This is a genomic window from Gluconobacter frateurii (assembly GCF_002723955.1).
GTDB lineage: Bacteria > Pseudomonadota > Alphaproteobacteria > Acetobacterales > Acetobacteraceae > Gluconobacter > Gluconobacter frateurii.
The window spans coordinates 851,020-866,320 of sequence record NZ_BEWN01000001.1 but is presented as its reverse complement, the minus strand read 5'-3'; the positions used below and the strand labels follow the sequence as shown (position 1 = coordinate 866,320).

The window sequence follows — 15,301 nt, the reverse complement described above, 5'->3', positions numbered from 1 at the left end:
TCTTCAGATGAAAAAATCGCCTTTAGCGATGGCTGTACCCACCGCCGCCGCCCATATACGGGCCACCACGACGATCATGGTGATGATGCCAGTCATGTCCGTGAGGACCGTAACAAGCCATCAGTGGCAGCATCAGACCAAACCCTAGAAACAGTGTCGCAAAACGCTTCATCACACATTTCCTTTTTTCAGAATTCAGAGAACGCTATTCCGGCAATATGGCCTCATTCAGGCAAAATTTTCATACCGAATAAGCGTCCTATGCCCGCGGAGGCCATTATACCAGTCGGCCTTTTCTGAAAGAGACGTTATCTTTTCAGATGATTTGTCCTATAGTTCGGCCAAGTGCCCAAGACGTCACCTGTGCACTGTTACCCGGAGTGCGCCATGGCCCAGTTCCTCGTCAAAGCTTTTAAATCCCTCCAGAATGGAATTGGTTTTCCGGTTCTTCTGGGCATTCTGGCGACACTGGTCCTCATCGGCTATCTCATCCTGTATGCGCTGGTCATGTAACGCGAGAAAGCACGTCGATCTCCCATGATTTTTTGACGACCGGCTCTTCGAAGCATGCTGTCCAACGACCGGAACTGACTGAATGACCATCACCGAGATTGAAAGACGTCTCGATTTCCTTCGTGAAGCCTCGAAATTAAAAGACGTGCTCCGACGATCATTTACGCAGGATGGCCAACCGGAAAGCACAGCAGAGCATACATGGGGCCTTTGTCTGCTGGTCATCACCTTTGCAGACTATCTTGAAGGCATTGACCTGCTGCGGCTGCTAAAAATCTGCATCCTGCATGACCTTGGCGAAGCCATTCATGGAGATGTTCCGGCAATCTCGATTGAAGCGTCGCTCAATAAATCCAAACAGGAGCGCGAAGATCTTCTGACGGTCATGGCTCCCCTGCCTGACGATCTGAGGACCGAATTCCTTGAGCTCTGGGATGAGTACGAAAACGCGTCTACCCCTGAAGCCAGAATGGCCAAGGCTTTCGACAAGATCGAGACCATCTGGCAACACAATACGGGCGTTAATCCCCCGGATTTTGATCACCAGTTCAACCTGACCTATGGGCGCCGTTACACGGACCACTCTACGCTTACCCGCGCCATAAGAGATGTGATCGATCAGGAAACCTTACGGAACGCAGAAAAAATCTCCTTCTGAGGAGACTATTTTCTGCTGCCGTGTTGCTCGACAAAACAGAACGTATCCGTCAGAACAGGCCTGTTTCAATACGCCTTTCGGAATACGAAGCTTGGCCTGACTTTTCTCTCAGCAGGACCAAAGGCTATTTTCGCGGAGATCAGCGGGTCGACAATGAATAGCCTCACTCATGGCCATCTTGCCGCCACGTCGTCTCGGTTCGTCATACGGACACTTTCATATTACGGTCTCGGAGCCGCCCTTTCCTGCGGCACTGCCTTGGCACAGGCTGACACCGCTTCATTTACACCACCCCCTGCAAGCAGCGCGCAGACAGAAACCCCCTCCACGACTGAGCGGATTGTTGTAACGGGTCACAAATCTGAGGGAACGGTCATTGGCGCGCCTAAGCCGCTCATGCGGATCGGAGCAGACGAAATCCGTTCTTACGGGGTTGATACTGTTACTGACCTACTCACCACCATCTCCCCGGAGACACGCTCAGGCCGGGGCGCCACAGGAAATGCTCCGGTTGTCTTGTTGAACGGCAAACGAATTTCCGGTCTCCAAGAAGTTAATGACCTGCCATTCGAAGCCATATCCCGCGTAGAAATCTTTACGGAAGAAGAAGCTCTACGCTACGGCTACGCAGCAGACCAGCGCGTCGTAAACATCATCACGGTCAAGCAGTTTCGCGCCGTTCGCGCCCGCGCATATGGTGAGACCTCGACGGATGGTGGCGGCGAAAATGGTGCCCTCGCACTCAGCTTCACCAAACTGCATGACGACCGGCGCATCAATCTCAGCGCGCGCTATACGGCAAGTGCGTGGCTGCGAGACAGTCAACGGGGTGTTGCTCCTCCCGCAGCCAGTTCGCTTTATTCCACTCAGGGAAACCTTGCCACGGCTGATGGCAGCAGCCTTGATCCCGCACTCGACGACCTTGCTGGTCAGACCGTTACGACAGCGGGTAGCCCCTCACTTCCCTATGGGCAGGCCGCTACCCTCACCGATATTCTGCAATCCGCAAATTCACTGACCAGCAGCACAAATGCTTCTGCTTATACCCTGCAACCGCGCAAACATGAGCTCTCCCTGAACGGGGTCTACGCCGACCATCTGACCGAAAACGTCACAAGTTCCATCAACCTGAGCTTTGACCATCAGGATCAGATCAGTCTTCAAGGCCCAGCGCGGGGCATAGTCACGATACCAGCCGGAAATCCCTATTCGCCCTTCTCTCAGGATGTTCTACTTTACCGAGGTTTCAGCAACATCCGCCCTCTCCAGCAAACGGGTCACACCGAGACAGGCCATGTAGGTCTGAATTTCAACGGCGATCTCGGAAGCTGGAAATGGAATGGAAAAGGCAGCTACGACTACGCCCGAACAGTGACACAGAGCCAGACTGGCCTCTCCCTGACAACGGCCCAAACGGCTCTGGACACCGGAGACCTGTCTTTCGATCCATGGTCCACCATTTCATCGTCATGGCTCAACAGTAGACTGGTCAATCATGGTCGCACGACCAGCAATCAGGGTCAGATCAGCGGCCTGCTGTCAGGGCCGGTATTTTCTCTCCCCGCGGGAGATGCTTCAACAAGCATCGCCGCAACTGGAACACTCAGCAAACAGAACGCAGCATCGTCCATCAGCGGGGTCACGTCCCGTTCTTCGATCAGCCGGGATATAGGGACCCTGCGGATCAACGGGGACCTTCCGATCGCCAATAGCAAGCAGCACGTCCTGTCGTTTATGGGAAAACTTGATGCCAACGTAAATGGCGCAGTGAGTCAGGTCTCCCATTTTGGGACACTCGGCACTCTTGGCGGCGGTGTCACGTGGTCCCCGACAAGCTGGATTCAGCTTCCCTTCTCAGCTCTACAACAAACAGAGGCTCCAGCAGCCTCATCTCTCGTCGCTCCCACCATCGAGACACCAAACGTCACGACCTATGATTATGTACGCGGTGAGTCCGTGCAGGTCACAACCATTTCCGGTGGCAACCGCAATCTGCGCTCCGCGGATCGTCATGAACTCAGTTTGGGCGCCATTCTCTCCCCGCCTTTTCTGAACGGATCGCGCCTGCACCTCAATTATGTGCATGACAACACACATCATCCCGCTCTTTCACTCCCGACCGCCACGGCAGCTCTCCAGGAGGCGTTTCCCGATAACTACCAGCGCAACGCAACCGGCGTCCTCGAAACAGTAGACCTGCGTCCTGTGAATGCCGAGAACGAGAAACGGACCGAGTGGAATACTACCTTCTCGCTTTCGCGCCCCTTTGGAGACGACCATGCGGCGTCGGATCATAAAAGACATGCCGGTAGTGGCACTCAAGGGCGGTACTACGTTGTTTTGACGCAGGTCTGGCGCCTCAATGATACCGTCAGGCTACGCTCCGGCTTGCCTGCCATTGATCTGCTGAATGGCGGCACCATTGGAGGGCTGGGTGGAAAACCGAAACACGAAGTTGAACTGCAGGCAGGCGCTTACAGGAATGGCTTTGGCGTGCGGCTGGATGGAAAATGGCAGTCCGGCACGACGACGCTCGGAAGCACCTCGGCGGGGAGCCTGTATTTCAGCAGTCTCGCAACACTCGATGTCTCTGTCTTCGTGACACTGGGAGATATGCCACATTGGCAGAACCGGAACTGGGCGAAAAACTTTCGCATCATGCTGTCGCTGGATAATATCTCGAACACGCGTATCCACGTGCATAATGGTATGGGCGTTACACCTGCTGGCTATCAACCCGCTTTCATGGATCCGATAGGCCGTACGGTTGGCCTTTCCCTGCGCAAAACACTGTGACGCTGGAAAAGACCTCGCTTTCAAACTGTGTGACGGAGAATGGTTTCCACAGACTGACGCCATGAAACGGGCTTGAAGCGGTTCTCAATCTCTTTTGCCCACTGCTTCAAATTATGGCGATCTTCAATAGCATTCCGGATAACACGCAATGCGTCATGCAGGTTCAACGGATCAAAATGTTTCACTAACCCCTGATCGCTCACGTTTCCTGCCAGCGCATGCGAGGCCAGACAGGGCTTACCATAATGGAGGCTCTCCAGGACGGGCAGGCTGACGCCTCCAGCAAGAGATGGAGCCACGGTGAAAAGGCAGTTGCGATAGAGATGTTCCAACTGCGCATCGGATGGCGCACTGACGAGCTGCACATACCCGTTCAGCCAGTCCGAGTTTTCAAGCTGCTGCATGAGATCACTCACCAGCCATCCAACCTCCCCCACCAAAATCAGCTTTGGAATAGTTGTAGCAGGCATGACCTGAAGCAGACGACGCCATACCCGCAGTAGCAATTCGTGGTTCTTGCGGGGTTCAAGCGTGGCCACACAGAGAACATACTCCCCTTCAACTCCAATTTCCCCTCTTTCCTGCACGGGCAGATGAGCATCAGTCGAGGTAGGTGCAGTTCCCAAAGGAACAGTCACGATTGGCTGCAAAAGCGGACGACTGATCTGCGCCAGATATGTGGTCACCTCGGATGCGGCGTCGACCCCATCGACAAAAACCTGATCCACCAATGGCAGAATTGTCTGATGCCATGTTTTATACCGAGAGGTCTTATTCTTTAAAAACCACTCCTGACGGTAAACAGGCAGCAAATCATGAACAAAGAGACCGAAACGAACACGCAGCACGTCCCGAAGCCAACGTACCGTCTGGGGATAGTCCTCTCGCTCCCATGTGGACCCAAGAGCAAGAAAGAGATCTCCCGGACGTACCACCTCCCTGAGTGAGGAGCCGCTGAGAACGGATGCGCGGTGCCGTCTGACTGGAACATGAGCCGTTTTTGATAAAGCTGTCCGACGGGCACGATTATCCTGCCATCGCTGCAGGCTGTATCGTGCGGCCGCTCCAAACCATCCTGACCCGGCCCGAAGAACCTGAAGCTGTGTTTTCAGAACATCGGCTACACCGTTGGTCTGCGTAAAGGACGCACCTTCCGAGATTTTCGAAGGCTTAGTTGTGCTAACCTGTCGCCCGGTCAGATGAAGAGCACCAGCCCGGTAACGGGTCACAGCAGGCAGATCCTGCACGTCCGACCAGTCCACGCACACCCAGTTTTGCGGGCCACCTTTCCGGCGTACAAAACCAACCTGAGTTGACGCGCTCACCTGCAGGGCCTGGCAGATCTCCAGCACAACGCGCAGAACGCTCGGCGGACAAATTTCTACTGATGAACGGGAAAACAGTACGTCGATATCAATCCAGATCCTGCTCATCAGCCGGCCCTCCGCAACGTCGGCTGGGACGACTGGTGAGCCACCTCGCAGGATTGCAGAATAGCCTTGGCAGTGTCGGACCATGGTGTGGGCCGAAAATTCTTACGGATCTGATCTTCCCAGGCTTTCAAACCCTCACGATCCTCGATTGTCCGGCAAATGGTGTCATATACAGTCTCGAAGTCATACGGATCGAAATAACGCGCAAAATCGCCACCCGCCTCAGGAATGGATGTCACGTTGGACGCCACACAGGGTCGGCCGAACAAAAGACTTTCCGTCACCGGTAAGCCCCAGCCCTCGTAGAGCGAAGGGAACACTGTAAAGAGACAGTTTTTGTAAAGGCATCGCAGTTCTTCGTCGCTTGGCTCGCGTATCAGACGAACTTTTCCATCCAGATAGTCCGTATTTTCCATCTGCTGCATCAGGTCTTCCACCATGGACGCCGGACGGCCCGCGAAGACCAGTGTTGGCACATCCGTATAAGCCTTCTCGCGAAGCAACCGCGCCCAGACCTGAAACATCAGAATATGGTTTTTACGGGCCTCAAGCGTGGAGACAAACAAGACGTAACTTTTGGCAGGAGGCAGTCCGGGGGCATCGGGACCGCTGGTTGCAACGCTCATATCCCCAAAACCCCCACCCATGGGAACAACCCATGGCGCCTGATTCAGATGCAGGCTGCGTTGGACGAGAAAGTCTTGAACATCTTTCTTTGTTGCATGGCTGATCACCATGATATCACTGCATTGCGGAATAACGTTCTCCAGCCATGCAGAAAACGTTGATACCACCTGAGGTGGGAACCACTCCGGACATGTCAGCGGAATAAGATCGTAAATCAGCAGTACCGGTTTCATACCATAGCTCTTGCGCACCGCACGAAGGCGCTCACCAAAAGCTGCATCTGCCCATGCAGCCCCCATAACAAGAAAAATATCATCCGGCTTCATTCCGTGAGGGCGCGGCAGCGGAGCCGAAGATCCTCTGCCTGACTGAGGTATCCGAACGGGCACATTTTCCCCAGATGCAGAGTGCCTGACAGCCGACTGGTTTCTCAAATCCCGTATCATCCGCAGGACACGCATCTGGAGCGTTCCTGCCCGCAGTAACGGTCGCCCCACAGGCTCGGGCATCTGCTCGAACTTCCTGATCAAAGCGTGACGTAGGGAATTAAATTGCCTGAACGCCACCGCTTTCGCGTTTACAGACTGTAAAGAAAAGTTTTTTCTGCGCGCCTGTTTAGAAGACGGGGTTTTTCGCGAAAGGCCCGAAACGGATGCTATTTCGTCGTCTGCCAGCGATGCAAAAAGATTTTCGACATCTTGAGCGGAAACAATACAGGCAGGATCGCCATCAGCCCCCTTGCGAACATATCCAATACGAACATCTTCCGGGCGAGAAATACATCCCTGCAAGACCTGAAGAATTTCATATACCTGGCGCTGTATACCGCTCGGTCTGCGATTGTGTGCCGCGTACTGGAAGATATCCTCCATATCAATCCAGATGGTATATGCCGCCATGCGTCTCCCTGCTTTCAGACAAGTGCCCGATCGTCTATTTTAACGGTTTTTTAACCCGCTCAGCAGGTGGTATGAAACACGCTCTGCAAGAATACAATACGCCTTGGACAGTCGATGCAGCAGCCTGTTCAGCGGTTTAGAAATATTTTGATATATTTTCGGGAAGAAATTTTCTCTCACACGACTCAAGGCCGCTATTTCTTTCGACGTTGTTCTTCAATTCAGAAAAATGCGTTTGTATGCCAACTCCTTTTTGGCACATTGGAAGAGCAACCCCTGTTTTCAAAGTTTGCAACTTCGCAAACAAAATCCGCAAAAGCCCACCACGCCTGATAGCTAGTTTTTGAGAATTTTTTCAATTCCAATCAATGACTTTACCATAAAAACCACACGACCTTCGCCGATGTGCAACGTTCGGTCATAAAATGTGAGTTTTGATTTTCACCTAAAAGCCTATTTCTGAGGCCGATACATGACAACGATCTGACAGCGATGAAAGTTTCCACACCCTGATGTCGGACGCAACACCGTCTTTACAGCCCCAGAAAGCGGTCGGCGGCCGGCGTGTCATGAAAAATGTGAGCCTCCTTCTGGGCGGTCGCGTCATTAACGCTCCACTCAGCCTGGTTCACATCTGGATGGCCACCCATCTGCTTGGCAGTCACGGGTTCGGGTTAATAGCCATGATGTACGCGTTCGCCCGGACAATGAGTGACCTTGTGGATTTTCAATCCTGGCAGACCGTCTTGAAATATGGGCTGCACCCACTGACCAGCGGGGATTGTTCCGGATTTCAGCGTATTGTTGCGTTCAGCTTCCTTCTGGACGGCATTGGAGGCCTACTAGGGTGCGCAGGCGGTATTGCCATCAGCCTGTCCGGCATGACGCTCCTGGGATGGCCACCGGAAATCCATGTGATTGGCGTCGTCTTCTGCGTCTCGATCCTCTTCATGGCCTCCGCAACGCCAACGGGGCTCCTCAGCGTTTTCAACCGCTATGATCTGATTTCCATTCAGGGCGTGGTGGCTACGATTGTTCGTGTGATCGGTACGGCAGCCCTTGCCTTCACCGGCCCATCTGTCATGGCGCTTGCAACCGTCTGGATTCTGGCTGAAGTTGCTGCCTGGGCAACGCTGAGCATCATGGCCTTGCGAGAACTGATGCGACGAAACCTGATCCGGGGCCTTCCCAGGGAGCTGTGGGGCCTTCTCCCGGATCTTTCCAGCGGAACGTTCTTTAAAACCCATCCCGGTATCCGCCGCTTCGCTCTTGCTACCAACCTCAATTCAGCTCTGGCTCTGACCTTCAACCATATCGGCACTTTGGTCGTGGGCGCTTATGTGGGCCCAGCCAGTGCGGGTTATTGCCGCATTGCCAGCCAGATTGCGTCCGGCATCGCCAAACCAGCGTCCATTATCCAGACAACAGTCTATCCGGAAATGGCCCGCCTGTGGCGTGATCATGCCATGACACGCCTGTATCGTCTTACCTTACAGGTGGCACTAGCAGCGGGCTGCATTGGCACCTGTCTGCTGATTGCAACCCTCCTGGCTGGAAAACCCCTTCTTCAGCTCTATATTGGTAACAGCGGAGCCGTGCAGACGCTTCCCGTCATCCTGTGGCTGCTCGCCGCGGAGGTGGTGGCGGTCTGGGGCCTACCGCTGGAGCCTCTTCTCTTCACAACCAACCGCTCCGGGGCAGCAACGTCAGTCCGCCTTTTGGACTGCCTCGTGTTCTTTCCCGGGCTCGTGCTGGTTGTTCGTCGCTACGGACTGGACGGCGTTGGCCCAATGACTCTTCTGGGCGTCACACTCCTGATTGGTCTGCAGCTTTTCCTTGTCCTTCGAACCCCTACATTGCGGACGGCAAACTGACTATGAAAGTCGTCTTTCCTCTGATTGCACAGCGCCATCAGACGCTGCACGCTCTGCCGATTGCGCTCGAAATGTCCGCACGGCATCCTGAAATTTCCGTACATGTCGCTTGCCTGACTAGCAGCCACCTCGAACTGGCGCGGTCACTGGCAACGCTCTATCCGGAATCACGCGTTCAGTTTGATCTTCTTCCCATTTCGGAAAACCTGCGCCACCGCATCGAAGCTCAGGGCCTCCGTGTACTGGACAGACTCCTGGGCCTTTTCTTTTCACGCCGGTATTTCCGAGGCTTCGAAGCAATTATCGTCCCTGAAGCAACCTCTCTACAGCTTCGCAACATGGGCGTGCGTACACCCCGCATGATCTGGACGGGTCATGGCGCAGGTGATCGCGCCATCGGCTTTGCACAGCATCTGCGGAAATTTGATTACCTGCTTGTACCGGGCCGGAAGGTCGAAGACCGCATGTTGAAGAACGGTATTATCCGCCCGGGCTTCTACCATCGCGGAACATATGCAAAGTTTGATCTGGTTCGGCGAATGCATGCCCGCAGACAGCCACTCTTCAGCAACAATCGTCCGACCGTTCTGTACAATCCACACTTTGTGCAGAAATTTTCTTCCTGGAAGGCTATGGGCCGCGACCTGCTGGACTTCTTTGCCCGGCAAGACCAGTACAATGTGATCTTCGCGCCGCACTTTCGTCTCTTTGACAATAATCGTGATGAGGGAGAAGCCCTCAAACGTGATTATGAAAGTGTTCCGCACCTTATCGTTGACCCTGGAAGTCAACGCAGTATCGATATGACCTATACCATGGGTGCAGATCTCTATCTCGGGGACGTTAGCAGTCAGGTTGCAGAATTCATGATAAAACCCCGGCCCTGCCTGTTTCTGAATGCTCATGAAGCAGACTGGCAGAACAACCCGAATTATCAGTCATGGACGCTTGGGCCTGTTACGGATAATATCGCCCATCCAGCTGACGAAATTGTTAAGGCGTTTGAGACACACTCACGTTTCCTTGAGATTCAGCGCCAATATGTACTAGAGACATTCGAAACTCTAGGCGAACAGCCTACGGCCCCCGCTGCCGCGGATGCCATTGTCGATTTTTTACAGAAAGCCGCCTGATGTCCGGCGACCCTAATGGAGCTAGTCTAGGTTTGACCGAGGACAACCAGAACCCCATCGCCCATCCCGCTCCGACGCCAAGCCGCTCCGGTCTGGTCAGACGGTACGGAGATTTCCCGAGCTTCGCCGCAGCGCTTGATTACGCAGCCCAGGGCGAGAGTGGATTCAACATCTACTCCGGACGTGGACAGCTTCTGGAAGCTCTGCCCTACCGCGTCCTGCGCGAACAGGCGATCTCGATGGCCCGACGCCTTCTGGGCCTTGGACTGGCTCCTGGGGACCGGGTCGCGATTGTTGCGGAAAGCGATGGCGATTTCGCCCGCATCTTCTTCGGCTGTCAGTATGCCGGTCTGGTTCCTGCCCCCCTTCCGCTTCCTGTCGCCTTTGGTGGCAAGGAAGGATATGTGTCCACGCTTCGTGGCATGATTCAGGTAGCGGCCGCGCGCGCAGTTGTCGTGCCGGATGTGATCGGAAGCTGGACTTCTGATATTGTGGACGGTCTGGACCTGATCTTCGGCGGCTCCCCTGCGGACCTGCATCGCCATGCCGAGGCCAGTGTCGATTTGCCGGACATCCGGCCTGAAGACCTGTCCTATCTGCAGTTTTCATCAGGCAGCACCCGCTTCCCGATGGGCGTCTCCGTGACGCAGGCTGCCGGCATGGCCAATGCCCGTGCCATTGCCCGGGACGGCCTGAAGGTTCATCCGGCAGAAGACCCGCGTGATGATCGCTGTGTGTCCTGGCTCCCGCTTTATCATGACATGGGACTGGTAGGGTTTTTCCTGACGCCACTCACATGCCAATTGACGGTCGATCTGCTGCCGACGCGTGAATTTGCCCGGCGCCCGCATGTCTGGCTGGACCTGATCTCGCGGAACCGTGGCACGATCGCCTACAGCCCGTCGTTCGGATACGAGCTCTGCTCACGCCGCAGCGGTCAGGCCGAACTGGATCTTTCGTGTTGGCGCATTGCTGGCATCGGCGGTGACATGATCCGCCACCATATCCTTGAAGGCTTTGCTGAACGCTTTGCCTCCAATGGGTTCGATGCGCGCGCTTTTGTTGCCAGTTATGGCATGGCAGAAGCTACGCTCGCCATCAGCTTCGCTCCGCTGAACACTGGGATCCAGACAGATACAATCGACCTGCGGACGCTCGAGAAGGATGGACTCGCCCAGCCCTCCAACGATCCGTCTCATGCCCTTCGGACCTTCGTGCTGTGCGGCGAGCCTCTGCCTGAACATGAAATTGAGGTGCGCGACCCGTCAGGTAAGGTCCAGCCCGATCGTCATGTCGGCTGCGTTTTCGTTCGGGGCCCCAGCCTGATGTGCGGCTATTTCCGTCGTCCAGAAGAAACAGAAGCTGTTCTGGATGCTGATGGCTGGCTGAATACAGGCGATCTTGGCTATCACCTGAATGGTCAGATCGTGGTCACAGGCCGTGCCAAGGACCTGATCATCATCAATGGCCGCAATATCTGGCCTCAGGATCTTGAGTGGTCCGCCGAAAGTGAAATAAGCACTTTGCGCTCTCGCGACGTCGCTGTTTTTTCAGTTGAAACGGAAACCGGCGAGAGCATCGTGGCTCTGGTGCAGTGTCGCGCCACCGAAGAAGAAAGTCGCAACAGCCTGCGTGATGAAGTCACCAGCCTCTTCCGTCGTCAACATGGCGTGGATGTCCGGGTCGTTCTGGTTCCACCTCGTACGCTTCCGCAGACGTCTTCTGGAAAGCTGACGCGTGCCCGCGCCAAGGCAATGCTGCTCTCGGGTCAGTTCGACCTGGAACAGGCTGCAAGTTCAGCAGCCTGAACAACATCAGTCCGCCCCCTTGCACAGAAGGGGTAGCGGACTGACGTGCTTTGACGCATAAAGCGTCCCCAAAACTGCATACAGAGACCGAGAGTTCAATTTCATGACTGACAGCGTCGCCGGCATCTCCGGCATGATCATCGAAAAACTGCTCGCCAACCCGAAAGTTCCGCGGGACATCAATGGCAACAGCAAGATCGTCGAAGATCTGGCTTTCGATAGCCTGGCAGTCATGAATTTCGTTATGGAAATTGAAGACGAACTGGATGTCTCGGTCCCGCTGGACAAGCTGGCCGACATCCGGACCATCAACGATCTGGCTGCATGCCTACACACCCTCAAGGCCAGCCAGGCGTGATCGATATCTTCGCCAAGCACGCGGCGCTTCGTACAGCTTACGAGGGGCTTACCGCAGTGTCGCCGCGCAACCCGTTTGAGGTTGTGATCGAACGCCCCCTTTCGGCGACGGTTGGGCTGATCGAAGGCCGAGAGACGCTTCTGTTCGGCACCAACAACTATCTTGGTCTGAGCCAGTCTTCGCGTGCGGCTGAAGCCGCTATTGAAACAGCCCGCACCATGGGCGTCGGCACAACCGGCTCCCGGATTGCCAACGGCACGTTCGGTTTGCATCAGCGCCTTGAAAAGCGTCTTGCGTCCTTCTTTGGCCGCAAGCACTGCATGGTGTTCTCCACCGGATATCAAGCCAACCTGGGCACGATCTCTGCACTCGTGAACAAGGACGATGTCCTGCTTCTCGATGCAGACAGTCATGCCAGCATCTATGATGGCGCCAAGCTGTCCGGCGCGCAGGTCATTCGTTTCCGCCACAATGATCCGGTCGATCTGGAAAAGCGTCTCGCACGCCTGAAAGATCATCCTGGCGCAAAGCTGATCATCGCTGAAGGCATCTACTCCATGACGGGGAATGTCGCCCCTCTGGACAAGTTCGTGGACATCAAGACGCGTCACGGCGCTTACCTGATGGCAGACGAAGCGCATTCCTTCGGCGTACTGGGCGAACATGGCCGCGGCGTTGCAGAGATGCAGGGCTGTGAAGATGGCATCGACTTCATTGTCGGTACCTTCTCCAAGTCTCTTGGCACAGTTGGTGGCTACTGCGTCACGGACCATGACGGCGTGGATCTGATGCGCCTATGCTCACGCCCTTACATGTTCACAGCGTCCCTACCCCCGGAAATTATCGCTGCGACCCTTGCGGCTCTGGATGACATGGAAGCGCGCCCGGAACTGCGCGTGAAGTTGCAGGAAAATGCCGCCCGTCTTCACGCAGGCCTAAAGGCTGCCGGACTCCAGACCGGTGAGCATGTTTCTCCAGTCGTCGCTGTTACGCTTGAGAATATTCCGCAGGCTGTTGGCTTCTGGAATGCTCTGCTGGAAAACGGCGTGTATGTGAACCTGTCTCTTCCACCGGCGACGCCTGACAACCGCCCGCTCCTGCGATGCTCCGTCATGGCTGCTCACAGTGCAGAAGAAATTGACAAGGCGACAGCAGTTTTCAAAGCAGTAGCGGAACACTTCCAAGCCTGAAGAAAACTGGATCTTCAAACATAAAAAAGGACCTTCTCGAAGGTCCTTTTTTATGTCTTAGCTCTGCGCCTGCTTGCGCAAGCGCTGCATACGCCGCAGAAGAACTGGCAGAAACAGAAGCGGATGTTTCTGTTCCGCTTCGGAAAGATTCAGGTCCAGCCCCGTATGCCGCTGGATTTTCCAAGCAAGATAGGACGCTCCGTTCTCGAAGGTGAAAGCCGCCTTTATCAAGCGAACGACATTCCGAGACTTGCCGGTCTGAGCGACCAACTTCCAACGCCGTGCAGCACGCTTTCGGGCCCCGAGAGACAGAACGGGTTCCAGCGCATTTCCCGTAGCCGAATAACGGAGGTGAGCCCGCGCCCAACCCAGTGGCAACATGGCTGCAAATCGGTTCTCCTGACCGGAGATCAGGCTTTGCCCTCGGCCCTTCTTCTCAACTCGCAATTCAGAAGCGTAGGTCCGTGAAAAGAGGGACTGCCAGTATTCAATCGCCGTCATACGCGGCGCTCCCAACAAAGCTGCCCAGCAGGACGCCGTGGTTACACACCGTGCAATCAGATCGAGAAGCGTGTCTGCGGCTTTTTCGTCCCTCACCCAGATGAGCCTGACTGGCTGGCAGAATCTGGCCCACAGGGTTGTGTCCAGCGTGCCAAGCGTTGTGCGCTCTTCAAACTGCTGGCGTGACAGGACCGCGATTTTGGCCCGCAGAGTTCGCTGTCCGGTTTTGAATTCCGCATAACGCACATTAGGCGGCAACAGAAGATTGCCGGTTCGTGAAACCAGCCCTCCTGTAAAGCCTCCAGCGTCTTCCGTTACAATATAGAAATCGAGAATACCTTCGAAGTCTTCCGTCCGCAGGACAGACCCATAAAACAAGACCCCAAGAGGGGTCTGAGGGCAGGCAGAAGCCAAAGCATCCGCGAAGGCCACGACATCAGGATGAACCGAAGTTGTCAGTTCCCCGATCAGGAATTTTTCAAGAGCGTCAGGCATGGAGAAAACGGAATGCCGGTCCACGCTCAAGACGCATCTGCTCATGTTCGGACGGCGTGAAAACCTCGCCGTCCAGAACGAAATCGCTTTTCGTCGTCAGAATCATGTCATCGGTGCGGCCGCTGACGTAATCCGGATGACGACGCAGCCAGCGTGGCGCACGGCCACACAGCAACGCAGCCGTCGCGCGTGAGAGATTTTCTGGATGAGCCCCGACATCGAGGTAGCGGAGTCCTTCAACATTCGGCTCCGCATCCCAGAAAGGCCAGATCCCACGGGAGAGCTTGGACAATCCCGTCGTCAGAAACATGAAGCTGTTTCCGTCATACGCATGCCCGGAGGTTTCAACCCTCAGAGCCTCGCCAGAGAGCCAGCTTTCCCGGCTTTTTCGAAACATGAGACTGATAACAGTGCTGAGTAGCGTAAAGCCAACAGCCAGATCATGCGGCGCAAAGCGCACCACAGTCGGGGAATGCGCAATCCGGACAGCCCGCGCATATCCGGTGCAGCCGCCAAAAAGCCCAAGAACGGGACTACGGTCTGTCTCCGGCCATGACAGCCGGATTGGTGTCCGGATGCTGGAACGCATCGCCGCCCCTCGCTGAAGGCGACGGATTGCCTCCATCCCGCGTAGCCCGAACCCGACATCATTGGCGATCAGATTGGTATTCCCTGAGGCCAGGACAGCAATATCCGGCAGCCGGTCGGCAGGATAGACACGGGCAATGGCAGTCAACGCTGTGCTGACTGTGCCGTCTCCACCATCAATCACGATCGTCCGCACATCTCTTTTGCAAAGATGGCGCACGTGCTCCGTCATACCTTCCCGACTATCTGATGGAACGAAGTTTTCACCCAGAAGCGCTTTGGCCTCAACAGCAAAAACGGAACCACTACGCCTGTTCTTGCGGCTACGGGCATTATGAATAAGAGCAAATCGCACTATGGGGGGAGTTCTTCGTGTTATGTTCGGAGCTATGCGGGCGGGTCTAGCACGGCTATGATGGTTCCACCAG

Annotated in this window: 13 protein-coding genes; 8 read left to right on the top strand and 5 right to left on the bottom strand. The window is 55.2% G+C overall.

Annotation, left to right across the window (positions count from 1 at the left end; translation table 11 throughout):
- Positions 1-22 precede the first annotated feature (22 nt).
- Complete coding sequence (locus GFR01_RS15680; protein WP_167384195.1) at positions 23-172, bottom strand: hypothetical protein; 150 nt, start codon at positions 170-172, stop codon at positions 23-25.
- 215 nt (positions 173-387) lie between these two features.
- On the opposite strand from GFR01_RS15680, the gene GFR01_RS16100 reads away from it, so the two are divergent.
- From GFR01_RS16100 to GFR01_RS03990, 3 genes are all read left to right on the top strand, one after another.
- Positions 388-513 (top strand): hypothetical protein, encoded by a 126-nt coding sequence (locus GFR01_RS16100; RefSeq protein ID WP_007282195.1) that lies wholly within the window; start codon positions 388-390, stop codon positions 511-513.
- 82 nt (positions 514-595) lie between these two features.
- Positions 596-1,171, top strand: a complete 576-nt coding sequence (locus GFR01_RS03995; RefSeq protein ID WP_099181340.1) for an HD domain-containing protein — start codon at positions 596-598, stop codon at positions 1,169-1,171.
- A 153-nt stretch (positions 1,172-1,324) separates the two neighbouring features.
- Positions 1,325-3,967, top strand: a complete 2,643-nt coding sequence (locus tag GFR01_RS03990) for a TonB-dependent receptor (RefSeq protein WP_099181339.1) — start codon at positions 1,325-1,327, stop codon at positions 3,965-3,967.
- 20 nt (positions 3,968-3,987) lie between these two features.
- Here the strand turns inward: GFR01_RS03990 and GFR01_RS03985 are convergent, their stop codons facing one another.
- Together GFR01_RS03985 and GFR01_RS03980 are read right to left on the bottom strand one after the other, a co-directional pair.
- A complete protein-coding gene (locus GFR01_RS03985) occupies positions 3,988-5,400 on the bottom strand; it encodes a glycosyltransferase (protein ID WP_167384194.1) in 1,413 nt (470 codons plus the stop codon).
- Positions 5,400-6,536: a glycosyltransferase family 4 protein gene (locus GFR01_RS03980; protein WP_167384193.1), complete on the bottom strand. Its 1,137-nt coding sequence runs from the start codon at positions 6,534-6,536 to the stop codon at positions 5,400-5,402. Before GFR01_RS03980 ends, GFR01_RS03985 begins: the two co-directional genes overlap by 1 nt.
- Before the next feature lie 959 nt (positions 6,537-7,495).
- Between GFR01_RS03980 and GFR01_RS03975 the strand changes: the two genes are divergently transcribed.
- The 5 genes from GFR01_RS03975 to spt all read left to right on the top strand — a co-directional run bounded on the left by GFR01_RS03975 (position 7,496) and on the right by spt (position 13,289).
- Complete coding sequence (locus tag GFR01_RS03975; RefSeq protein ID WP_244902138.1) at positions 7,496-8,800, top strand: lipopolysaccharide biosynthesis protein; 1,305 nt, start codon at positions 7,496-7,498, stop codon at positions 8,798-8,800.
- 2 nt (positions 8,801-8,802) lie between these two features.
- Complete coding sequence (locus tag GFR01_RS03970; RefSeq protein WP_099181335.1) at positions 8,803-9,933, top strand: hypothetical protein; 1,131 nt, start codon at positions 8,803-8,805, stop codon at positions 9,931-9,933.
- Positions 9,933-11,741 carry a fatty acyl-AMP ligase gene (locus GFR01_RS03965; protein ID WP_240283542.1) on the top strand — a complete coding sequence of 603 codons (1,809 nt, stop codon included), beginning with the start codon at positions 9,933-9,935 and terminating at the stop codon, positions 11,739-11,741. Before GFR01_RS03970 ends, GFR01_RS03965 begins: the two co-directional genes overlap by 1 nt.
- Before the next feature lie 103 nt (positions 11,742-11,844).
- The gene (locus tag GFR01_RS03960; RefSeq protein WP_007282203.1) at positions 11,845-12,099 is read left to right on the top strand and encodes an acyl carrier protein; all 255 of its coding nucleotides are present in this window, start codon (positions 11,845-11,847) and stop codon (positions 12,097-12,099) included.
- Positions 12,096-13,289, top strand: coding sequence for a serine palmitoyltransferase (spt, locus tag GFR01_RS03955; RefSeq protein WP_099181334.1), 1,194 nt, complete (start codon positions 12,096-12,098; stop codon positions 13,287-13,289). Before GFR01_RS03960 ends, spt begins: the two co-directional genes overlap by 4 nt.
- Positions 13,290-13,346: 57 nt before the next feature.
- On the opposite strand, the gene GFR01_RS03950 is transcribed toward spt, so the two are convergent.
- Both GFR01_RS03950 and GFR01_RS03945 read right to left on the bottom strand, forming a co-directional pair.
- Positions 13,347-14,285, bottom strand: coding sequence for a hypothetical protein (locus GFR01_RS03950; RefSeq protein ID WP_099181333.1), 939 nt, complete (start codon positions 14,283-14,285; stop codon positions 13,347-13,349).
- Positions 14,278-15,228: a diacylglycerol/lipid kinase family protein gene (locus tag GFR01_RS03945; RefSeq protein WP_099181332.1), complete on the bottom strand. Its 951-nt coding sequence runs from the start codon at positions 15,226-15,228 to the stop codon at positions 14,278-14,280. Before GFR01_RS03945 ends, GFR01_RS03950 begins: the two co-directional genes overlap by 8 nt.
- Between the last annotated feature and the right edge of the window lie 73 nt (positions 15,229-15,301).